Source organism: Pseudomonas aeruginosa, from assembly GCF_001457615.1.
Lineage (GTDB): Bacteria > Pseudomonadota > Gammaproteobacteria > Pseudomonadales > Pseudomonadaceae > Pseudomonas > Pseudomonas aeruginosa.
Genome location: NZ_LN831024.1, coordinates 4,012,384 through 4,033,091 on the forward strand (window position 1 = coordinate 4,012,384; position 20,708 = coordinate 4,033,091).

Here is a 20,708-nt window from a genome sequence, read left to right on the forward strand (position 1 = left end):
CACGCTCGCCCTAATGCGACGACACGTACTCCGCCTCCCCCTGCGCCGGCGGCAGCGAGAACCCCGCGCGCAGGCGCCGGGCTTCTGCCAGCGGCGAGCGGCCGAACAGACGCTTGAATTCGCGGTTGAACTGCGAAGCGCTGGCGTAACCGACCGCATGGCAGGCGGCCTGGGCGCTCATGCCCTGGCGCACCATCAGCAGACGCGCCTGATGCAGGCGTATGCACTTCAGGTACTGCATCGGCGAGGTCTGGGTGATCGCCTTGAAGTGGCTGTGGAACGACGGCACGCTCATCCCCGCCTCGCCCGCCAGTTGCGCCAGCTCGAGCGGCTCGGCGTATTGCGCGTGGATGCGGCGCAGCGCCCGGGCAATGTTGCCGAAGCGCCCGCGCATGGCCAGTGCCGCGCGCATGGCGCCGCCCTGAGGGCCGGTGAGCACGCGGAAGTACAGCTCGCGCAGTAGTGCAGGCGCGAGGATCGCTGTCTCCAGCGGATCGCCCAGCGCCTCCAGGAAGCGCAACACCGATGCCCGCAGCGGCGCGTCCATAGAGCTGGACATCAGACTGCGCGGCGCTTCGACCTGCGCAAGCGCGCGCTGACGGTCGATCTCCACCGCCAGCCCGGCCGCCAGCGGGAAATCCAGGTGCAGGTAGATCGCCAGCAGCGGTCGCTCTGGCGTGGCATCGGTCTCCATGGTGAACGGCACCGGCACCGCCACGGCCAGGTAGTGCTGCTCGTCGTACAGGTAGATCTGCTCGCCGAAATAGCCGCGCTTTCGCCCCTGGCAAACGATGACGATCCCCGGATCGTAGAGCACCGGAGTCCGCGCCAGCGGACGATCCGAACGCAGCAGACGGACGCTGTCGAGCCCGGTGAGGTTGTAGCCCTCCCGGGGCGCCAGGTTTTCGAGCAACGCGACCATGCGCTGTCGGTCGACGGAGCGGATGGCTTCTGAATCAGGCAGTGATGCGCTCATAGAATCAGGCAATGAAACGAGAAATTCCGGTCTCTGAGATAGGGAAATTTCTGCGTATTGTGCACTCATTCCCCCGTAACGGAGTCACACCATGTCGTTTCGCAAGACCCTGTTGATCACCGGCGCCAGCAGCGGCTTCGGCCAGGCCCTGGCCCGCGAGGCCCTGAATTCCGGTCACCGCGTGGTGGGCACGGTGCGCAGCGAGGAGGCCAGGAGCGCACTGGAAGCCGTGGCGCCGGGCCAAGCCTTCGGCCGGCTGCTGGACGTCACCGACCTTGCCGCCATCGAGCCGACGGTCGCAGCCATCGAGCGCGACATCGGTCCGCTGGACGTGCTGGTGAACAGTGCCGGCTATGGTCATGAAGGCATCCTCGAGGAGTCGCCGCTGGCCGAGATGCGCCGGCAGTTCGAGGTCAACCTGTTCGGCGCGGTCGCGATGATCCAGGCCGTGCTGCCCTACATGCGTCGGCGCCGCCGCGGTCATATCCTCAACATCACTTCCATGGGCGGCTACATCACCATGCCCGGCATCGCCTACTACTGCGGCAGCAAGTTCGCCCTGGAAGGGCTTTCCGAAGCCTTGGGCAAGGAGGTAGCCAGCCTCGGCATCGCCGTCACCGCCGTGGCCCCCGGCTCCTTCCGCACCGACTGGGCCGGCCGTTCGATGGTCCGCAGCCCGCGCACCATCGCCGACTACGACGCGCTCTTCGACCCGGTCCGCCAGGCTCGCCAGGAAAAGAGCGGCAAGCAACCGGGCGACCCGCGCAAGGCCGCGCGCGCCATGCTCCAGGCCATCGAGGCGGAAAACCCGCCGGCGCACCTGCTGCTGGGCAGCGATGCACTGGGGCTGGTGCGGCAGAAGCTGAAGGCGCTGGAGGAGGAAATCGCGGCGTGGGAAGAGGTCACGCGGTCGACGGATGGATGAGGTTTGGAAAGTCGTAGACGGATAATTCCACGGCATTATCCGCCGATACCGCGCCGAACCGGCGGATAACCGCACTGCGGTTATTCACCCTACGCCATGGCCAGGTTGCTGGCCCGCTCCGACAACGGACAGCCCTTTTCCTGCAAGTACCGAATCGCCTGCCGTGCCGTGGCGGGATTCATCGTATTGCCGATGAAGGTCGTCAGCGAGTCGGTGAACTCCAGCACGATGTTCTCGGTGTAGTGCCATTTCCGGTAGTCCACCCGGGAAATGCTGGAATACGGCTTCGAGCGCGTGCGGATGACGCGGAACTCGACACGGTCCGCATGCAGGACCAGCCGCGGGGACAGGTCGCTGTGGGCCCAGCATAGCCAGGGAATGCCTTTCCAGCCGGCGAACGCGGCGACCAGGCGCACGTTCAGGCCGCTGTCCGTCGCAGGATCCTTCGTCACGCGCCCTCGCCTCCCAGATAACAGCCGCGCTGCTTGTCCACTGTCACCGTATGCCCGAAGCCCAGGACGAACCTGTCGTGGAACGGAAGCCCGGCGAGCCAGGAGGTCGCGCCGGTCCGCAGCCTCTCGTCGCGCCCGCCCCTCACTCTCCCACCCGCCCCTCGACCCTCCGCAAGCGCGCCATGCTGTACACGTCCACGAAGCGCCCATCCCGCACCGCGTATTCGCGCATCTCTCCTTCGGTCTCGAAGCCGAACTTGCGATACAGCGCCAGCGCCGGGGCGTTGTCGGTGTAGACGGTGAGTTCGACGCGGCGCAGGTTCATCCAGTTGTCGGCGATGTCCAGCAGTTCGCCGAGCAGGCGGCTGCCGACGCCCTTGCCCTGCCAGGCGACGGCGACACCCATGCCGATGCTGCCGCTGTGGCTGCGGCGGATGCGCGGGTGCTGTTCGAGGCTGGCGCTGCCGATGACGTCCCCCTGGTGCAAGGCGACGAGGATCAGCAGGCGGTCGTCGTCCACGCTGTCGTGCAGGCGCTTGCGGCGCTGCTCCACCGACTGGAAGGGCATCTGCAGGACCTGGCGGGCCACGGCGGGGTCGTTGTACAGGGCGGTGAGGCCTTCCACGTGGCGTTCGCTGTAGCGTTCGAGGCGGATCGTCGGCGATTCGGCGGTCATTGCGGTCATCCCTGGGCTGTCTGGCCACCCAGCATAAGCGTCTGCGCCGGGCTCGACCAGCCGGTCGGAGATCGCGCTTTCCCTGCCGCGCGGCTCTGGCTAAGCTCGACCTTCGAACAACGAAAGGACGCCAGCATGGTCCAGAGCGCCCCAGCCAGCGAAATCGCCGCCCTCATCCTGCGCGGTTTCGACGATTACCGAGAGCAGTTCCGCGAGATCACCGACGGCGCCCGTGCCCGCTTCGAGCAGGCGCAGTGGCAGGAAGCGCAGCGCGCCTCGGCGCAGCGGATCAACCTCTACGAGGAAAAGGTCGCCGAGACGGTGGCCGGGCTGCGCGCGGGGCTGGCCGACAGCGAGCTGCTGGACGTGGAGCGCTGGCCGATCATCAAGAGCGCCTACATCGCGCAGATCGACCTGCGGCTGGACGACGAGCTGGCCGAGACCTGGTTCAACTCGATCTTCTGCGGGCTGTTCAGCCACGACAACATCAGCGACGGCACGATGTTCGTGCACACCACCCGGCCCTCGCTGCGCGTCCACGCCCGCGCGCCCTACACCCGCACCTACCGGCCAGGCGGCGACCTGCGCCAGGCGCTGGAGAAGATCTTCGACGACTACCGCTTCGACGTGCCCTACGACGACCGCGAGCGCGACCTCGAACGGATCGACGCACTGCTGCACAGCAACCTGCCGGACTGGGTGTGCAAGGACCCGGACCTGGCCATCGAGCTGATCGGCTCGGTGTTCTATCGCAACAAGGGCGCCTACCTGGTGGGCCGCCTGTTCACCCCGGACGAGCAGTGGCCGCTGGTGTTCCCGCTGCTGCACCGCGAGGGCCACGGCATCCAGTTCGACACGGTGATCACCGACGAAGCGGAAGTCTCGATCATCTTCTCCTTCACCCGCTCCTACTTCATGGTCGACGTGCCGGTGCCGGCCGAGCTGGTGGCCTTCCTCAAGCGCCTGCTGCCGGGCAAGCACCTGGCCGAGCTGTACACCTCGATCGGCTTCTACAAGCAGGGCAAGAGCGAGTTCTACCGCGCCCTGATCAACCACCTGGCGACCACCGACGACCGCTTCGTCATGGCCCCCGGGGTGCGCGGCATGGTGATGAGCGTGTTCACCCTGCCCGGCTTCAACACGGTGTTCAAGATCATCAAGGACCGCTTCAACCCGTCGAAGAGCGTCGACCACGCCACGGTGATCCAGAAGTACCAGTTGGTGAAGAACCACGACCGGGTCGGACGCCTGGCTGACACCCAGCAGTTCGCCGACTTCCGCTTCCCGGTGAGCAAGTTCGAGCCGGAGTGCCTGGCCGAACTGCTGGAAGTGGCGCCGTCGACGGTGGTGATGGAAGGCGACGTGGTGCTGATCCGCCACTGCTGGACCGAGCGGCGCATGACCCCGCTGAACATCTACCTGGAGAACGCCAGCGAGGCACAGACCCGCGAGGCGCTGAACGACTACGGGCTGGCGATCAAGCAACTGGCGGCGGCGAACATCTTCCCCGGCGACATGCTGCTGAAGAACTTCGGCGTGACCCGCCATGGCCGGGTGGTGTTCTACGACTACGACGAGATCTGCTACCTCACCGAGGTGAACTTCCGCTACATCCCCGAGCCGCGCTTCCCCGAGGACGAGATGTCGTCCGAGCCCTGGTATTCGGTGGGGCCCAACGATGTGTTCCCGGAAGAATTCCCGCGCTTCCTGTTCGTCGACCTCAACCAGCGCCGGCTATTCGCCAAGCTGCACGGCAACCTCTACGACGCCAAATACTGGCAGGGCCTGCAGGAGCAGATCCGCGAGGGCAAGGTGATCGACGTGTTTCCCTATCGGCGGCAGGAGACGCCCGAGCAGTTGCTCGGGTAGGTGCGGAGACAGGAATCGACCCAGCCGCACGCCCCTAGACCAACTGCGCCCCCAGCGCCCGCACCACCCGCTGCAACCCCGCCTGTCCACCGGTGGCGACGCGCAGGCCGGTGATCTCGCGGCGCGGCGGGTAGTGTTTGCGCAGGGCGTCGAAGGCGGCGCGGCGGGTGGCGCTGTCGCCGGTCAGGCTGCGGCGGAAGGCGGCGTCGTCGCTGCGCGGGTCGTACACCGCGCGGCACAGCGTGGCCAGCGCCCAGGCGGGGTCGCAGCCGGGGTTGAGCTGCAGGCCGGCGAGCCAGGTTTCCGGCAGCACGTCTTGCAGGCTCACGCGTTCGGCGATGCCGCGCCAGGCGCAGTAGGCCTGGTAGATCTGCGCGGTGCCGCGCAGCTTGCCTTCCAGGCTGTAGCCGGCGATGTGCGGCGTGGCGATCAGGCAGCGCGCGGCCAGTTCGGGGTCGGCCTGCGGTTCGCCTTCCCAGACGTCCAGCGCCACTTCCAGGTCGGCGCCGCCTTCGAGCAGGCGGCGCAGGGCCTGGTTGTCGACCACCGCGCCACGGCTGGCGTTGACCAGCCAGGTACCGGGACGCAGGGCGGCCAGGCGGGGTTCATCCAGCAGGTGGCGGGTCGGGTGTTCGCCGTCGCGGTTCAGCGGAGTGTGCAGGCTGATCACGTCGGCCTCGGCCAGCAGCCGTTCCAGCGAGACGAATTCGCCGTCCGGCTCGCGCGCCTGGCGCGGCGGATCGCAGACCAGCACTTTCCAGCCCAGCCCGCGCAGCACCTCCACCAGCCGCCCGCCGACCTGCCCGGCGCCAACCACCCCATAGGTGCGTTCGGCCAGGTCGGCGCCGCGCACCTCGGCCATCGCCAGCAGGCAGCCGAGCACGTAGTCCACCACCCCGCGGGCGTTGCAGCCGGGCGCGCTGGACCAGGCGATGCCGGCCTCGGCGAAGTAGTCGAGGTCAAGGTGGTCGGTGCCGATGGTGCAGGTGCCGACGAAGCGCACCGGCGAGCCGGCCAGCGCCGCGCGGCTGACCTCGGTGACCGAGCGCACCAGCAGCACGTCGACCTCGGCCAGTGCCACGCGGTCGATGGCGCGCCCGGGCAAGCGGCGAATGGAGCCCTGGTCGGCGAAGAAGGCGTCGACCACGGGAATGTTTTCATCGGCGAGAATACGCATGCAGACCTCCGCGAACGAGGCTGCACACTCTAGCAGGCTGGGGGCTCGCGGTGTTGCCGAACGGCTCGCGAGGCGGACCTGCCAGCGCCATGCGCAAGCCTCGACGATCGCGTTTTTCCCAACCACGACCGCGAACGATGGCCAGCTACAAGGAACAGAACCGCGAACGCCTCGTCCGCCTCCTCGACCAGGCGGCGTACGCCAGGGAGCCCGTTCATCGAGCCGGCAGCTCGCTCCGCTCCGGCATGGCCGCCAGGCGCTGGCGCATTTCCTCGCTGGCGGCAGGCCCGGCCTGCACGGTGCATTGCTCCAGCGGTACCGTTCGGCCATCGGCGAGAGCCGCCAGGAACGAGCGCACCGGCCGCCCGCTTGTTCGCTCGACGAGCTGCACGCTCTGCCCTTCCTCTGCGTAGTGGCGATTACCCCAGGCGACGAAAGCCATGAGCACGAGGCGAAAATCCTCGCCCTTGGCCGTAGGCACGTACTGATAGCGCAGCGGACGCTGGCTGTAGGGCTGGCGTTCGAGCAGGCCCGCCTCCACCAGCGCGTTCAGGCGCCGGGTGAGCATGTTCGGCGCGATATCCAGGCTGCGGGAAAATTCGTCGAAGCGGCGCAGGCCCTGAAGCGCATCGCGCATGATCAGGATGCTCCACCATTCGCCGACCCGTTCCAGGCTGCGGGCGATGGGGCATTCGGCATCGGCGAAGGTCTTGCGTTGCATGGTTCTTCCTTGGCGAGGCTCACAAAGTGCTGGTCCGCATGTTACTTTCATGATGATAGTTACGTCCACTGACTGCTATTCCAACGGAACAGAAGGACTCGGACCCTCATGAGCAAACGTATCGTCGTCACCGGCATGGGCGCGGTCAGCCCGCTGGGCTGCGGAGTCGAACCCATATGGCAACGCCTGCTGGCCGGGCAATCGGGCATCGCCAAGCTCCCGGCGGAGCTGATCGGCGACCTGCCCATCAGCATCGGCGGCCAGGTCCCCGACCGTGCCCGGGACCCGCAGGCCGGCTTCGATCCCGACCTGCTGCTGGCCGCCAAGGAACAACGCAAGATGGACCGCTTCATCCTCTTCGCCCTGGCCGCCGCGCAAGAGGCCCTGGCGCAGGCCGGCTGGGCGCCGCAGAGCGCCGAGGCGCAGGAGCGCACGGCGACCGTCATCGCCTCCGGGGTAGGCGGCTTCCATGCCATCGCCGAAGCGGTGCGGACCACCGACGGCAAGGGGCCGCGACGCCTGTCGCCCTTCACCATCCCGTCCTTTCTCTGCAACATGGCGGCCGCCCATGTATCGATCCGCCATGGCTTCAAGGGACCGCTGGGCGCCCCGGTGACCGCCTGCGCGGCGGGCGTGCAGGCCATCGGCGACGCGGCGCGGATGATCCGCGCGGGAGAGGTCGACGTGGCGCTCTGCGGCGGCGCGGAAGCGACCATCCACCGGGTCAGCCTGGCCGGCTTCGCCGCCGCGCGCGCCCTGTCCAGCGATTTCAACGACAGCCCCGAGCGCGCCTCGCGCCCCTTCGACCAGGCCCGCGACGGCTTCGTCATGGGCGAAGGCGCCGGCCTACTGGTCATCGAGGAACTGGAGCACGCCCTGGCGCGCGGCGCCAGGCCCATCGCCGAGCTGGTGGGCTACGGCACCAGCGCCGACGCCTACCACATGACCGCCGGGCCGGAAGATGGCAGCGGCGCCCGCCGGGCCATGCAGCAGGCGCTGCGCCAGGCCGGCGTGGAAGCGGCCGCGGTGCAGCACCTGAATGCCCACGCCACCTCCACCCAGGTAGGCGACAAGGGCGAACTGGCCGCCATCAAGGCCGTGTTCGGCACCGGCAGCGGGCTCGCCATCAGCGCGACCAAATCCGCCACCGGCCACCTCCTGGGCGCCGCCGGCGGCATCGAGGCGATCTTCACGGTCCTGGCACTGCGCGACCAGCTCGCCCCCGCCACGCTCAACCTGGAAACGCCCGACACCGACGCCGAGGGCCTCGACCTGGTTCGCGGCGAAGCCCGGCGCTGGCCGATGGAACACGCGCTGTCCAATGGCTTCGGCTTCGGCGGGGTGAATGCCAGCCTGTTGTTCCGGCGTTGGGTGTAGGGTGGGCGACCCCTCTGCCAGTCGTTCCTGAGCACGCTGGCGGAGGGGAAGCCACTCATGTCGCATTGCCCCAGAGCGTGTGGGTTTTCCTATGCTGTAACTGCGTCGTGATGGTCTAGGCGCGATCTGGATTCGTGGGGCAATTGCTTGTGGAGTGGGCGTTCAATGACCGCTTTCGGCCAAGAGCGGACTTACCCTTTCGTTTAGATTGATCTGCCCAGCAGGGAGTCAGTAAGGAAATGGAATGATCGAAGGCCGCTGAACTGATCTTGCTTACTCAATCATGATGGCCATCGCCCTTGGACTTTATGTCAGTGCAAGCGGTGTAGTGCAGCGTGCTCTCGTGGGGAGCGTGACGAGCCAGCGTTAGCTGTCCTCCACGAGAAGCGGCTAGGGCTCGGAAGCTGCCGTTCGACCAAAGAAGACGAACTACCTAACAGAGTTTGCACCATGAGTTGCCCTCGGCAATGATCGGCAGGCTCTCGGGTCGAATAGCCGACCCAGATGTTTACCAGACTTAAGAGAGACGATACGGTAAACTCTCATGGGCGGGTGTAAGTCTGGTCTTTCCGTTAGTGCTGGCGGAACCCTTTCGGGCTCTATCGTGAGATGCTGTCATGCCTTTGGTAGCTGATTATTATCGCGCTAGCGCTGTGAAATTCTCACTTTTTGAATACTTATGTTCTGCCAAGAAAAAACATTAAAAAATGGAAGCGTCCAATGATCTCGTTAAGACCTATGCGAGAAAGCGAATTCTCAGGTTATCTCGATTATTTTGTCCCTGCCTATGCATCTGAGATTTCATCCAGTCATAGGCTTTCGTACAGTGAATCTCTTGTGCAAGCCAAATTGGAAATAGCAGATGATTTACCTGACGGTATCAATACGGCTGGACAATTTTTGCTGTGCCTGTACGATCCGGCAGATGGCCCCGAAGAAGTCATAGGATATCTGTGGTACGAAGAGGATCTGTCCCTGCACTTGGCATTTATAAATGATTTCCACATTCTTCCCGTCCACCAGGGAAAAGGTCTCGCCAAGCAGGCCTTGGAGTCTTTGGAGCGGGAGCTTAAACTTCGAGGATTTCAACAGATAAAATTACGAGTAGCTGGCGACAACGAACGAGCCAAACATGTTTATGAAGGCAGTGGCTTTTGTGTGACCGGTATCAATATGAGCAAGCCGCTCGTTTAGTAGTGAGGTTGCTACCGTTCGCGTACTGGCGTTTGATTACAATGAGTTCGAGGTAATGATGCGAAATTGCCCATCAGAGTAAGCGCTATTGCCTGCACTTTGGCAAATATCTGAGTGTGCGCTGGAGCATACCACGCTTCGCTGCACTGCTCTGCGATAACTCTATGAGTCGCGGTAGGGTTTTGTAGACATGGATTTTTAGTTTTGGGTTGAACGTGTCCTTGGCTTGGCTTCACAAAACTCCTTGTGGCCTTTTCTGTCAGCGGCTGACGGCAGCCAGGGGGCGAAAGCAGCCGGTAATGAGCGATAGCTACCGGCCACAAGCGGGCAGTAGCCTCTGAGTGTTGAAAAGCGCTAACTTTCTACGCTCCCAACGAAACAGCGATATCTATCATTGCCAAGGGTAGATACACCAGTGTCAGTGGCGCGTAAAAGCGGCGAGAGCGAGAGAAGAACGCTGCCAGCGATACTGTGAACATGACCAAATCCAACGCACCCCATAGCTGGAGTGGTGAGGCGTTGAAGAACAGGATATTGGTCGTACTTCCTAATCCTAGATAAATGCAGATCGCCAATAGAGCAAAGCGTCCATCTTGTTCAAAGTAGACCTGAAGGCCATCGGCCTCGTCTTCGCTGCGACTTGGCAATATCAACACCGCCGCACTAAACAGCGATAGTGACAGGCAGACCAAAAGCAGGAACTCGATGAACGAAAAGGCATTCTTTAAGGTGGGGAGGTCGTTTAGGGCCCACCAGAACTGCAGTTGGAACAGGAAAAGCACGAGTGCCCAAGCAAGTGCGACCCAGTCTGGCCGTGCCGTGCGGCGAATCCTGAAAACGGTCATGGCGCCCAACAGAACCCTGGTGATGGACAAGCCCAGAATCATCGAAAGCACGGTCGCCAGAATATGGAAGTTTTCCACGACTGCCCCCTTGCTTGGACTTCGCTCTCGCCTGCCGCGTGCTTCACACCGCAGCCTGCCAAATCCCGACTGATGACATTAGTAATAGACTACGCAACGCCACAGGTAAGATTCAGCCCAAATCGAGCGGCTGCTTCTGGCCGGAAGCTGACACTAGTGGCGGGCAGCTACGGCCAATAACGGACTGTCGGCATCGCCATCACTAGTTACTGAAGATCAGCACAAAGCAACTACCTGATACAGCATTGCAATCACTTGGCCGCAAGCGCCTCGGGCACCTTCCAGCCACCGCCCAACGCTTTGAATGCCGCAACGCCAGTGCGGGCCGACTCGGTTTGCGCCTGGGCTCGGGCATCGGCGGCGCGCAGCAGGTTGTCGTCGGCCTGCAGCACTTCGATCAAGCTGACGACGCCCTGCTGGTAGGCCTCGAACGATGCCTGCCGCGCGCGGCTGAGCGAATCCACGCCCTGCTCAAGCACGTTGGCCTGCTGCTCACGCTTGACCAGTGCCGAGAAGGCGTTTTCCACGTCCTCGGTGGCGCGCAGCACGGCGAGGCGGTAAGCCGCCAGTTGCTCGGCTTCCTGCCCTTTGGCCAGGTCGATCTGGGCATCGATGCGGCCGAAGTCAAACAGGCGCCAACGCAGCCCCAGCACACCAATCGATCAAATCGCCCATGGAACTCACAGGCCGCTGCTCGACGGCCTCCTGCCCCAGGAAGCGCTCGGACAGGGAAATCTCGGGACGCTGGTAATCGGGTCCAACCGCGCAGCCTGCCACCAGGCCGGTACTGATCAGTACAACGAGGAGTCGCTTCGACAGCATGGATGTTCTTCCAGGGCAAGGGAGGAGGTTGCAGAAATTGTGACCATAATACTTTTTGGTCACTAATTGTCTATCACCCTGCCGCTCTGTAGGCTATCCCCCATGAACAAGACCCCCTCCCCCAAAGTTGCAGCACGTGGTCCGGTGGATCACGAGGTGCGTGATCAGATCGTGGCAGCGGCGACCGAGCACTTCCGCCTGTATGGCTACGAGAAGACCACGGTTTCCGACCTGGCCAAGGCCATCGGTTTTTCCAAGGCCTATATCTACAAGTTCTTCGAGTCCAAGCAGGCCATCGGCGAGATGATCTGCTCGAGCTGCCTGCAGCAGATACAGACCGAGGTGAATGCTGCCATCCATGAGGTGGACAGCCCGCCGGAGAAGCTGAGGCGCATGCTCAAGGTGCTGATGGAAGCCTGCCTGCGGCTGTTCTTCCAGGATCGCAAACTCTACGAAATCGCCGCCTCCGCCGCCTCCGGGCGCTGGCCGGCAACCCTGCTCTACGAAGGCTTCATCGAGCAGACCCTTCGCGAGATCCTGCAGCAGGGCCGGCAGAGCGGCGACTTCGAGCGCAAGACGCCTCTGGACGAAACCACCCGCGCGATCCACCTGATCATGCGCCCCTATTTCAACCCGCTGCTGCTCCAGTACGGGCTCGAAACCACCGATGAAGCGCCGGCCCTGCTGTCCAGCCTGGTGTTGCGCAGTCTGTCACCCTGATTAGTGACTATTGACTAAATTGGTCACAAGAATCAAAGTGAGGCTCCCTACGACTTCGCAACGGGTTCCTCATGCGCCGGCGCAACCTCCTTCTGCCCCCCCTGGTCGGTGTAATTCCGTTCGTGCTGCTCGCCTGTAGCGACCAGACGCCCCCCGATCCCCGCACTGACGCGCCACTGGTTCGCATCACCACCATCCAGTCGGCAACCGCTACATCGCGCGCCTTCACCGGCATCGTCGCGGCCAGGGTGCAGAGCGACCTGGGTTTCCGCGTGTCCGGCAAGGTGTTGCAGCGTCTGGTCGATACCGGCCAGACAGTCAAGCGTGGCCAGGTGCTTTTGCGCCTCGATCCTATCGACCTGCAACTCGCCGCCCATGCCCAGCGCGAGGCGGTGACCGCAGCGCGGGCACGGGCTCAGCAGGCCAGCGATGACGAAGCTCGTTACCGCGCCCTGCGCGGCACTGGCGCGGTATCGGCATCTGCCTACGACCAATACAAGGCAGCGGCGGATGCGGCTCGCGCGCAACTCAGTGCAGCCGAGGCCCAAGCCAAGGTTGCCGGTAACGCCACCCGCTACGCCGAGCTGCTCGCCGATGCCGACGGTATCGTCATGGAGACACTGGCCGAGCCAGGCCAGGTGGTCAGCGCCGGCCAGGCCGTGGTACGGCTTGCACATGCCGGCCCACGCGAAGCCCTGGTGCAACTGCCGGAAACCCTGCGTCCAGCAGTCGGTTCCAGCGCTGAGGCCAAGCTCTTCGGCAGGCAAGACGTCAGCGTCGCCACCCGACTGCGCCAGCTGTCGGATGTCGCCGACCGCCAGACCCGCACTTTCGAGGCGCGTTACGTGCTCGAAGGCGAGCTGTCCGACGCGCCGCTGGGCACCACCATCACCGTGCAAATCAGCGATCCGCAAACTGCTTCACCAAGCACAGTGCAGGTGCCCATCGCCGCGCTGTACGACGCAGGCAACGGGCCTGGCATCTGGATGATTCGCGGAGAGCCCGCAGAGGTGGCGTGGACGCCCGTAAACGTTCAGTCGCTGGATGATGAGAGCGCTCGCATCAGCGGCGCGATCAAGCCGGGCGACCAGATCGTCGCCCTGGGCGCGCACCTGCTGCGCGACGGCCAGGCCGTTCGCCTGGCCGAGCCGGCCACCGTGGCGGCAGCCGAGGAAGGCCAGCCATGAGCGAAGGTCGTTTCAACCTCTCCGCACTCGCCGTGCGCGAGCGCTCCGTCACCCTGTTCCTGGTCTGCCTGATCTCCCTGGCGGGTCTCGTCGCCTTCTTCAAGCTGGGGCGTGCCGAAGACCCGGCCTTCACCATCAAGGTCATGACCATCGTCACCGCCTGGCCGGGCGCCACCGCCCAGGAAATGCAGGATCAGGTCGCCGAGAAGATCGAGAAGCGCCTGCAGGAACTGCGCTGGTACGACCGCAGCGAAACCTATACACGCCCGGGGCTGGCCTTCACCACCCTGTCGCTGCTCGACACCACCCCACCCTCGGAGGTGCTCGAGGAGTTCTACCAGGCGCGCAAGAAGATCAGCGACGAGGCCAAGACGCTGCCTACCGGGGTGATCGGCCCGCTGGTCAACGATGAGTATTCGGACGTCACCTTCGCCCTGTTCGCGCTCAAAGCCAGGGGCGAGCCGCAACGCCACCTGGTGCGCGACGCCGAGACCCTGCGTCAGCGCCTGCTGCATGTACCGGGCGTGAAGAAGGTCAACATCATCGGCGAACAGGCCGAGCGCATCTTCGTCGAGTTCTCCCACGAGCGCCTGGCCACCCTGGGCATCGGTCCCCAGGACGTGTTCGCCGCGCTCAACGGGCAGAACGCCCTGACCCCGGCCGGCTCCGTGGAAACCCGTGGCCCCGACGTGTTCCTGCGTCTGGACGGTGCCTTCGATGAGCTAGAGAAGATTCGTGACACTCCGATCATCGCCCAAGGCCGCACCTTGAAGCTTTCCGATGTCGCCACGGTCAAGCGCGGCTACGAAGACCCGGCCACCTTTCTGATTCGCAACGGCGGCGAACCGGCCCTGTTGCTCGGCATCATCATGCGTGAAGGCTGGAACGGGCTCGACCTGGGCAAGGCCTTGAACGATGAAGTGCAGCAGATCAACGCTGAGCTGCCGCTGGGCATGAGCCTGAGCAAGGTCACCGACCAGGCCGTCAACATCAGCGCGTCCGTCGACGAGTTCATGATCAAGTTCTTCGTCGCGCTGCTGGTGGTCATGCTGGTGTGCTTCGTCAGCATGGGCTGGCGCGTCGGCGTGGTGGTCGCGGTGGCAGTGCCGCTGACCCTGGCGATGGTCTTCGTGGTGATGGCCGCCACTGGCAAGAACTTCGACCGCATAACCCTGGGCTCGCTGATCCTCGCCCTTGGACTGCTGGTAGACGACGCCATCATCGCCATCGAGATGATGGTGGTGAAGATGGAGGAAGGCTACGACCGTGTGCGGGCCTCCGCCTATGCCTGGAGCCACACAGCGGCGCCGATGCTCTCCGGCACCCTGGTTACCGCCGTCGGCTTCATGCCCAACGGCTTCGCCCGCTCCACGGCCGGCGAATACACCAGCAACATGTTCTGGATCGTCGGCATCGCGCTGATCGCTTCCTGGCTGGTCGCGGTGATCTTCACGCCGTACTTCGGCGTCAAGCTGCTGCCCGAGATCAAGAAGGTCGAGGGCGGTCACGACGCCATCTACGACACTCCGCGCTACAACCGCTTTCGTCGGATTCTGGGTAAGGTGATCGCCCACAAGTGGCTGGTCGCAGGTTCAGTGATAGGGCTGTTCGTGACGGCCGTGCTCGGCATGGCGCTGGTCAAGAAACAGTTCTTCCCCATCTCCGACCGCCCCGAAGTCATGGTCGAGGTACAGATGCCTTATGGCACCTCGATCCTCCAGACCAGCGCAGCTGCGGAAAAAGTCGAAGCCTGGCTGGCCCAGCAGGCAGAGGCGAAGATCGTCATGGCGTACATCGGCCAGGGCGCACCGCGCTTCTTCATGGCCATGAGCCCGGAACTGCCGGATCCGTCGTTCGCCAAGATCGTCGTACGCACCGACAACCCGGATGAGCGCGAGGCACTCAAGCACAGGCTGCGCAAGGCGATTGCCGAGGGTCTGGCCAGCGAGGCGCAGGTGCGCGTCAGTCAATTGGTGTTCGGCCCCTACTCGCCCTACCCGGTGGCCTACCGGATTAGCGGCCCGGATCCGCAACGCCTGCGCGAGATTGCCAGCGAGGTGCGCCAAGTGATGGATGCCAGCCCGCTGATGCGGACGGTCAATACCGACTGGGGCACCCGCGTTCCCACGCTGCACTTCAATCTGCAGCAAGATCGCCTGCAAGCGGTGGGGCTGACCTCCAGTGCCGTTGCGCAGCAGCTGCAGTTTTTGCTCAGCGGCGTGCCCGTCACCGCCGTACGCGAAGACATCCGCACGGTGCAGGTCATGGCCCGTGCCGCTGGCGATATTCGCCTCGACCCGGCACGGGTGATGGATTTCACCCTGGCCGGCGCCAATGGTCAGCGCATCCCGCTGTCGCAGATTGGCGAAGTGGAGGTACGCATGGAAGAGCCGATCATGCGCTGGCGCGACCGGGTGCCGACTATCACAGTGCGTGGCGATATCGCCGAAGGCTTGCAACCGCCAGACGTGTCGACCGCCATCAGCCAGCAGTTGCAACCCATCATCGACAGGCTGCCGAGCGGCTATCGCATCGAGCAAGCGGGCTCCATCGAGGAATCGGGCAAAGCCAGCAAGGCCATGCTGCCGCTGTTCCCGATCATGCTGGCCGTCACGTTGATCATCATCATCCTGCAGGTGCGCTCGATCGCCGCGATGATCATGGTCTTTCTCACCAGCCCGCTGGGGCTGATCGGCGTAGTGCCGACGCTGATCCTGTTCCAGCAGCCGTTCGGCATCAACGCGCTGGTCGGGCTGATCGCGCTGTCCGGCATCCTCATGCGTAACACGCTGATCCTGATCGGGCAGATTCGCCAGAACGAAGCGGCGGGTCTCGATCCGTTCCGCGCCGTGGTCGAAGCCACCGTGCAACGCGCTCGGCCGGTGATCCTCACCGCGCTGGCGGCGATCCTGGCGTTCATCCCACTTACGCATTCCGTGTTCTGGGGCACCCTCGCCTACACCCTGATCGGCGGCACCTTCGCCGGCACCATGCTGACCCTGGTGTTCCTGCCGGCCATGTACGCCATCTGGTTCGGCATCCGCCCCATCCCCCACGAGCCACTCGCGCAGGCACAACCTGCATGAACAGCCCTTCCCTGATCGAGAGTAACTGCCATGCCCAACTCCCCAGTGGTCGTCATAACCGGCGTGTCATCAGGCATCGGTCGCACGGCGGCCGAACAGTTCGCCGGACGCGGTTGCCGCGTGTTCGGCAGCGTGCGCAACCCGGCCACTGCGCAGGCCATCCCCGGTGTCGAGCTGATTCACCTGGATATTCGTGACGAAGCCTCGATTCGCCAGAGCATCGAACATGTGATTGCAGAAGCCGGGCGCATCGACGTACTGGTCAACAATGCTGGCACCACACTGCTCGGTGCGACAGAGGAAACCGCCATCGACGAGGCCCAGGCGCTGTTCGACACCAACGTCTTCGGCGTCCTGCGCGTTACCCAGGCGGTACTGCCGCAGATGCGCAAGCAAAGCGCAGGGCGCATCGTCAACGTCAGTTCGGTGCTCGGCTTCCTGCCAGCACCCTACATGGGCCTGTACTCGGCTTCCAAACATGCAGTGGAGGGTTTGTCCGAGACCCTGGATCACGAGGTGCGGCGCTTCGGCATTCGCGTCGCGTTGGTCGAGCCTTCGTTCACCAAGACCAGCCTCGACCTCAACGCGCCACAGGCCGCCCTGCGTATCGCTACCTACGACAGCGAGCGGGCAACCGTCTCCCAGGCCATCCAGATGAACGTGCAGAAGGCACCTTTGCCCGATGCGGTCGCCGCGACCATCGTCGAGGCCGCCCTGGGCGCGTGGAAAATGCGCCACACCCCCAAAGGCGAGGCCACCCTGCTCAGACGCCTGCGCCGCTTTATGCCGGCAGGCCCAGTCGACTCGGGCCTGCGCAAGACCTTCGGCCTCGGCTGATTCACCTCTTCACGTACGAGACCACACCATGCACAGAGAACACAGCACACGTATCGTCGTTACCGGCCTGGGCATCGTCAGCCCTCTATGCTGTGGCAGCGAGACGGTATGGACGCGCCTGCAGGCCGGCCACTCGGGCCTAGACTGCAGCAGCCCCTCGGCAGTTAGCAAAGCGCGGCTAGCTGCAGCCGTCGAAATCTTCGCCCAAGTCTATGCATAGGCCATTTGGACGTGTCTAAGACATCGAAACTCTGAGTGCCCAAAGCGAAGACGAACTTCATTTTGTCGCTCTACTTGCGATGTCAGCTTAGATTCTGACATTGGTTGGAGCGTCCGATTACGGCCGTAGCTGCCCGCCACTAGTGTCAGCTTCCGGCCAGAAGCGACCCTTGGTTATCTACGAACTCAGGGCCCATTCAGTAGCCGTGGCAAGAAAGTCGGTGTTGGTTATCAGAAAATCCCGCAGGCGGCAGTTGCGGAATAGTCAGAGCCAGCGGCGAACCTCGGCCTTGTAGCGGCGGTAGTCGTCGCCGAACTTTGCTTCGAGATAGCGCTCCTCGCGGGCGATCACCTGCGTCTGGATCGCGACCAACACCAACGGAAGCAACGCGAAGGCGATCGGTCCGTCGAAGCCGACCGCAAGGCCTGCATAGATAAGCGCCATGCCGAGATACATGGGATTGCGGGTCCACCGATAGGGACCGGTCGTTGCGATGAGGGTCGTTGGTCGCGACGGCGGAATGTTGGTGCCCATACGCCGGAACAGCCCCGCCGCCGCAAGCATCATTACCGCGCCGGCAGCGAACGGCAGCGCGCCCATTGCGATCAGCAACCACCAATCGATGCCGAAAGAGTGCAGGGCGACGAACCGATCCGCCGCCAGCCCCAACAGCAGCGCTCCCAGATAGATGAAGGGCGGAGGGAAGCGCACCCCCGCGCTGTCCGGCTCGACGGCCATGTTCATCTCCTCTCTATGGGCTCAAGCCAGCATCGACTGCTGGGCGAAAATACCCGCCATCGCGCCCTGCGATGATGCCTGGGTGACCGAGGGCAATATGGGGGTGGTGAGATCGCCGGCGGCATAGATGCCAGGCGTGCTGGTTTGGCGGCGCTCGTCGACCTTGAGCACGACGCCGGTGGGCGTATCCATCGTGGCAAGGCCCAACGATTCATGCAGGTTTGCGGACGGCTTGTTGCGCGGATGAGCAAACAGGATGTCGACCGCGACAGTGGAGCCAGTGTCGAGATTGACGGTAGCGATATGCCCCTGGTGATGGGCGATGTCGACGATCCGTCCGTCGACGACAGGTATGTTGCGGTGCGCCAGATCGGCCTGGATATCAGGTGTAATGTCGTGACCATCGGCAAAGACAGTCAACCTGTCGGTCCAATCGAGGAACAGCCTGACCTGGTTGTGCGATTGCGGGCCGGACCACACGAGGCCCCAATGCTGGCCGGCGGCTTCAAAGCCGTCGCAATAGGGGCAGGGGACGATGGACGTGCCCCAACTCTCGGCAAAGCCTGGAACATCAGGCATCTGATCGGCAACGCCATAGCTCAGGATCACGCGGCGGGCCTTTAGGCTTTCGTGATCGTCAGTGACAACGCAGAAATCGTCTATTACGCCAGAAATCTTCTCTGCCCGGGCATTGACTAGCCTGACCGTTGGATAGCGCGTCAACTGCTGCCGCGCCGCGGCCAGGATGTCCAGCGGCGGCGTGTGATCGTGACCGAGCAGACCATGCGAATGGCCGGCAAAGCGGTTACGCGGCCGACCGGTATCGAGAACGATGACCTTGCGACGGGCACGGCCGAGCTGCAAAGCGGCGGCGAGACCTGCAAAACTTCCGCCGATGATGATGACGTCATTCATGGTGATGGGCTCCGCTGGAGGGCAGGTTGTAGCCAAGCCCTTGGATTGCTCATTTAAGACACTGAGTGGTATCCTAAACCTTAAATTAAGATACTGTAAAGTACCAATATCATGACCGAAACCATACAGGCACGGCGCGGTCGGCCCACCAACGAGGCGCTTGCCCAAACGATACTCGACGCCGCGAGCGAACTTTTTGTGGAATTGGGTTTTCAAGCGACGACGTTGGACAAGGTCGCCCAGCGGGCGAAGATATCCAAGCTCAGCATCTATAGGCGTTTCGAGAACAAGGAGGCGCTGTTCAGCGCAGCCATCGCGGCCGGCTGCCAGCAGTCGTTTGCACCACAGGCCCTGCTTGAAGGTGTCGAAGGTTCGGTCGAAGACCAACTTATGGCGGTGGGAACATCACTGCTGCGCACGCTATTGAGACCAGACGTCAGCAGTATCGAAGCCATGGTCATGGCCGATAAAACGAGTCAAAACGCCCTGAGCAAGTGCCACTACGAAGCCGGCGCCGCTCATGTCATCGCCGACATCGATGCCTTGTTGCGCCAACTTCACGCGAAGGCGCTTCTCAACGTGCCCGATCCCCTCCAAGCCGCCCGCTTGTTTGCCGCGCTCTTCAAAGGCTCCGATCTATTGATGATCGCCCGATTCGATCAGGCGAGAGCAGAGGACGAAATAGAATCCTATTGCCGATCGGCCGTCGCCATGTTCATCGCCGCGCACGGTCGCAGCGACCACGCGGGTGGATAAGCATTTAATTGCTCCGAGGCAGCTCGGCCCAGGCTTGTGTTTGCGCTTTAGGGGCCGCAGCGGAATCACAGGCTGCGTCCGATAACTGTCGCAGTACTGGCGCAAGTGCTCAACATCGTAGCCTGAATCGACCATAGATTCGTCGACTCCTTCAAGCTGCTGTCTCTGGCCAGGAGCGGCTGCTATTGGCCGATTGCAGCCCCTGACGAAAGCCCCCAAGCCCCCTCGAAAGTTCCCCCTCCGGTTTCGGACGGCAGCTCTCTAGCCTATCCTCCCCCGCCACAACAGCAGGAGGTTCCATGCCGGTTTCGTTACCCTTCGAGCAAGTCGATGTCTTCTCCGAACAGCCCTTCAAAGGCAACGCCGTTGCCGTGGTGATTGGCGCCGACCGCCTGAGCAGCCGGCAGATGCTGGAGTTCGCTGCCTGGACCCAGTTGAGCGAGACGACCTTCCTGCTGCGGCCGACCGTTGCCGAAGCCGACTATCGCGTGAGGATCTTCACCCCGCTGCGGGAGTTGCCCTTTGCCGGGCATCCGACGCTGGGGAGCTGCCAGGTCTGGCTGAACCAGGGGGGCGGCAATGCTGCTGACGAGATCGTCCAGGAGTGTCTGGCGGGCCTGATCCGCATCCGCCGCAAGGGCGCCTTGCTGTCGTTCGCGGCGCCTCCCCTGCTTCGTGGCGGAGCGGTCGAAGACGAGGTGTTGCGACGGATCGAGAGCGGGCTTGGCCTGTCCCCGGGGCAGGTACTCGGCAGCCAATGGGTGGACAACGGACCCGGCTGGGTCGCCGTTCGGCTGGCCACGCGTGACGAGGTCCTGGCCATTCGCCCGGACTACGCGCAGCTCGACGGGCTCAACGTGGGGGTGGTCGCACCCTGGCAAGGTCCCCAGGCGGAGGCGGATGTGGAAGTGCGCGCCTTCATGGGCGAGGAACTCAATGAAGACCCCGTCACCGGCAGCCTCAACGCGAGCCTGGCGCAATGGCTGATCGGCACGGGAGTCATGCCCGGGCGCTACACGGCGAGCCAGGGCACGGCCTTGGGTCGCCGGGGGCGGATAAGCGTCGAGCAGATCGGCGGCGATATCTGGATCGGCGGTGAGGTGCAGCCGGGCATGTCGGGGCAGGTCGTGTTCTGAG

General features: G+C 63.8%; 18 protein-coding genes and 2 pseudogenes. 10 read left to right on the forward strand and 10 right to left on the reverse strand.

Translation table 11 applies throughout. From position 1 onward, the window contains the following. Window positions 1–10: 10 nt before the first annotated feature. Window positions 11–976, reverse strand: coding sequence for an AraC family transcriptional regulator (locus AT700_RS18305; protein ID WP_031633177.1), 966 nt, complete (start codon window positions 974–976; stop codon window positions 11–13). 91 nt (window positions 977–1,067) lie between these two features. Between AT700_RS18305 and AT700_RS18310 the strand changes: the two genes are divergently transcribed. Then, on the forward strand, window positions 1,068–1,901 hold the full coding sequence (locus AT700_RS18310; protein WP_016561707.1) for an oxidoreductase: 834 nt from the start codon (window positions 1,068–1,070) through the stop codon (window positions 1,899–1,901). An 89-nt stretch (window positions 1,902–1,990) separates the two neighbouring features. Here AT700_RS18310 and AT700_RS18315 read toward each other — a convergent pair whose 3' ends face one another. Both AT700_RS18315 and AT700_RS18320 read right to left on the reverse strand, forming a co-directional pair. Next, window positions 1,991–2,353, reverse strand: a complete 363-nt coding sequence (locus AT700_RS18315) for a hypothetical protein (RefSeq protein ID WP_003082890.1) — start codon at window positions 2,351–2,353, stop codon at window positions 1,991–1,993. A 142-nt stretch (window positions 2,354–2,495) separates the two neighbouring features. Next, complete coding sequence (locus AT700_RS18320; RefSeq protein ID WP_048521179.1) at window positions 2,496–3,029, reverse strand: GNAT family N-acetyltransferase; 534 nt, start codon at window positions 3,027–3,029, stop codon at window positions 2,496–2,498. Window positions 3,030–3,164: 135 nt separating this feature from the next. Here AT700_RS18320 and aceK point away from each other — a divergent pair, with 135 nt between their 5' ends. Beyond that, window positions 3,165–4,898 carry a bifunctional isocitrate dehydrogenase kinase/phosphatase gene (aceK, locus tag AT700_RS18325; RefSeq protein WP_048521180.1) on the forward strand — a complete coding sequence of 578 codons (1,734 nt, stop codon included), beginning with the start codon at window positions 3,165–3,167 and terminating at the stop codon, window positions 4,896–4,898. A gap of 34 nt (window positions 4,899–4,932) precedes the next feature. Here aceK and pdxB read toward each other — a convergent pair whose 3' ends face one another. Both pdxB and AT700_RS18335 read right to left on the reverse strand, forming a co-directional pair. Then, window positions 4,933–6,075: a 4-phosphoerythronate dehydrogenase PdxB gene (gene pdxB / locus AT700_RS18330; protein WP_034082574.1), complete on the reverse strand. Its 1,143-nt coding sequence runs from the start codon at window positions 6,073–6,075 to the stop codon at window positions 4,933–4,935. 214 nt (window positions 6,076–6,289) lie between these two features. Then, on the reverse strand, window positions 6,290–6,796 hold the full coding sequence (locus AT700_RS18335; protein ID WP_023083040.1) for a winged helix-turn-helix transcriptional regulator: 507 nt from the start codon (window positions 6,794–6,796) through the stop codon (window positions 6,290–6,292). Between the two features lie 108 nt (window positions 6,797–6,904). Between AT700_RS18335 and fabF the strand changes: the two genes are divergently transcribed. Both fabF and AT700_RS29675 read left to right on the forward strand, forming a co-directional pair. Continuing rightward, a complete protein-coding gene (gene fabF, locus AT700_RS18340; RefSeq protein WP_023132115.1) occupies window positions 6,905–8,173 on the forward strand; it encodes a beta-ketoacyl-ACP synthase II in 1,269 nt (422 codons plus the stop codon). A gap of 720 nt (window positions 8,174–8,893) precedes the next feature. Beyond that, window positions 8,894–9,367, forward strand: a complete 474-nt coding sequence (locus AT700_RS29675) for a GNAT family N-acetyltransferase (RefSeq protein WP_071534443.1) — start codon at window positions 8,894–8,896, stop codon at window positions 9,365–9,367. A gap of 362 nt (window positions 9,368–9,729) precedes the next feature. Here the strand turns inward: AT700_RS29675 and AT700_RS18350 are convergent, their stop codons facing one another. After that, complete coding sequence (locus AT700_RS18350; RefSeq protein ID WP_048521182.1) at window positions 9,730–10,290, reverse strand: hypothetical protein; 561 nt, start codon at window positions 10,288–10,290, stop codon at window positions 9,730–9,732. 251 nt (window positions 10,291–10,541) lie between these two features. Then, a pseudogene (locus AT700_RS18355) lies at window positions 10,542–10,952 on the reverse strand (TolC family protein); the annotation flags it as partial. 262 nt (window positions 10,953–11,214) lie between these two features. On the opposite strand from AT700_RS18355, the gene AT700_RS18365 reads away from it, so the two are divergent. From AT700_RS18365 to AT700_RS18380, 4 genes are all read left to right on the forward strand, one after another. Continuing rightward, window positions 11,215–11,832 carry a TetR/AcrR family transcriptional regulator gene (locus AT700_RS18365; protein WP_003133334.1) on the forward strand — a complete coding sequence of 206 codons (618 nt, stop codon included), beginning with the start codon at window positions 11,215–11,217 and terminating at the stop codon, window positions 11,830–11,832. Window positions 11,833–11,903: 71 nt separating this feature from the next. Beyond that, window positions 11,904–13,019, forward strand: coding sequence for an efflux RND transporter periplasmic adaptor subunit (locus tag AT700_RS18370; RefSeq protein ID WP_048521183.1), 1,116 nt, complete (start codon window positions 11,904–11,906; stop codon window positions 13,017–13,019). Further along, complete coding sequence (locus AT700_RS18375) at window positions 13,016–16,105, forward strand: efflux RND transporter permease subunit (protein ID WP_048521184.1); 3,090 nt, start codon at window positions 13,016–13,018, stop codon at window positions 16,103–16,105. Before AT700_RS18370 ends, AT700_RS18375 begins: the two co-directional genes overlap by 4 nt. A 30-nt stretch (window positions 16,106–16,135) precedes the next feature. Beyond that, window positions 16,136–16,942: an oxidoreductase gene (locus AT700_RS18380; protein WP_003124979.1), complete on the forward strand. Its 807-nt coding sequence runs from the start codon at window positions 16,136–16,138 to the stop codon at window positions 16,940–16,942. 484 nt (window positions 16,943–17,426) lie between these two features. On the opposite strand, the gene AT700_RS18385 is transcribed toward AT700_RS18380, so the two are convergent. Further along, window positions 17,427–17,900: a methyltransferase family protein gene (locus AT700_RS18385; protein WP_031632613.1), complete on the reverse strand. Its 474-nt coding sequence runs from the start codon at window positions 17,898–17,900 to the stop codon at window positions 17,427–17,429. 21 nt (window positions 17,901–17,921) lie between these two features. Continuing rightward, window positions 17,922–18,815 (reverse strand): NAD(P)/FAD-dependent oxidoreductase, encoded by an 894-nt coding sequence (locus tag AT700_RS18390; RefSeq protein ID WP_031632615.1) that lies wholly within the window; start codon window positions 18,813–18,815, stop codon window positions 17,922–17,924. 111 nt (window positions 18,816–18,926) lie between these two features. Between AT700_RS18390 and AT700_RS18395 the strand changes: the two genes are divergently transcribed. Beyond that, on the forward strand, window positions 18,927–19,571 hold the full coding sequence (locus tag AT700_RS18395) for a TetR/AcrR family transcriptional regulator (RefSeq protein WP_016253668.1): 645 nt from the start codon (window positions 18,927–18,929) through the stop codon (window positions 19,569–19,571). Window positions 19,572–19,598: 27 nt separating this feature from the next. Here the strand turns inward: AT700_RS18395 and AT700_RS30175 are convergent. Continuing rightward, a pseudogene (locus tag AT700_RS30175) lies at window positions 19,599–19,706 on the reverse strand (IS5/IS1182 family transposase); the annotation flags it as partial. Between the two features lie 164 nt (window positions 19,707–19,870). Between AT700_RS30175 and AT700_RS18400 the strand changes: the two are divergent. After that, window positions 19,871–20,707 carry a PhzF family phenazine biosynthesis protein gene (locus AT700_RS18400; RefSeq protein WP_048521186.1) on the forward strand — a complete coding sequence of 279 codons (837 nt, stop codon included), beginning with the start codon at window positions 19,871–19,873 and terminating at the stop codon, window positions 20,705–20,707. Window position 20,708: the final 1 nt, after the last annotated feature.

Bases quoted from the DNA above. Each gene is read 5' to 3' on its own strand.
- AT700_RS18335 (WP_023083040.1), bottom strand. From the start codon at position 6,796: ATGCAACGCAAGACCTTCGCCGATGCCGAATGCCCCATCGCCCGCAGC.
- AT700_RS29675 (WP_071534443.1), top strand. From the start codon at position 8,894: ATGATCTCGTTAAGACCTATGCGAGAAAGCGAATTCTCAGGTTATCTC.
- AT700_RS18305 (WP_031633177.1), bottom strand. From the start codon at position 976: ATGAGCGCATCACTGCCTGATTCAGAAGCCATCCGCTCCGTCGACCGA.
- AT700_RS18380 (WP_003124979.1), top strand. From the start codon at position 16,136: ATGCCCAACTCCCCAGTGGTCGTCATAACCGGCGTGTCATCAGGCATC.
- pdxB (WP_034082574.1), bottom strand. From the start codon at position 6,075: ATGCGTATTCTCGCCGATGAAAACATTCCCGTGGTCGACGCCTTCTTC.
- fabF (WP_023132115.1), top strand. From the start codon at position 6,905: ATGAGCAAACGTATCGTCGTCACCGGCATGGGCGCGGTCAGCCCGCTG.
- AT700_RS18395 (WP_016253668.1), top strand. From the start codon at position 18,927: ATGACCGAAACCATACAGGCACGGCGCGGTCGGCCCACCAACGAGGCG.
- AT700_RS18320 (WP_048521179.1), bottom strand. From the start codon at position 3,029: ATGACCGCCGAATCGCCGACGATCCGCCTCGAACGCTACAGCGAACGC.
- AT700_RS18370 (WP_048521183.1), top strand. From the start codon at position 11,904: ATGCGCCGGCGCAACCTCCTTCTGCCCCCCCTGGTCGGTGTAATTCCG.
- AT700_RS18365 (WP_003133334.1), top strand. From the start codon at position 11,215: ATGAACAAGACCCCCTCCCCCAAAGTTGCAGCACGTGGTCCGGTGGAT.
- AT700_RS18400 (WP_048521186.1), top strand. From the start codon at position 19,871: ATGCCGGTTTCGTTACCCTTCGAGCAAGTCGATGTCTTCTCCGAACAG.
- AT700_RS18385 (WP_031632613.1), bottom strand. From the start codon at position 17,900: ATGGCCGTCGAGCCGGACAGCGCGGGGGTGCGCTTCCCTCCGCCCTTC.
- aceK (WP_048521180.1), top strand. From the start codon at position 3,165: ATGGTCCAGAGCGCCCCAGCCAGCGAAATCGCCGCCCTCATCCTGCGC.
- AT700_RS18310 (WP_016561707.1), top strand. From the start codon at position 1,068: ATGTCGTTTCGCAAGACCCTGTTGATCACCGGCGCCAGCAGCGGCTTC.
- AT700_RS18390 (WP_031632615.1), bottom strand. From the start codon at position 18,815: ATGAATGACGTCATCATCATCGGCGGAAGTTTTGCAGGTCTCGCCGCC.
- AT700_RS18375 (WP_048521184.1), top strand. From the start codon at position 13,016: ATGAGCGAAGGTCGTTTCAACCTCTCCGCACTCGCCGTGCGCGAGCGC.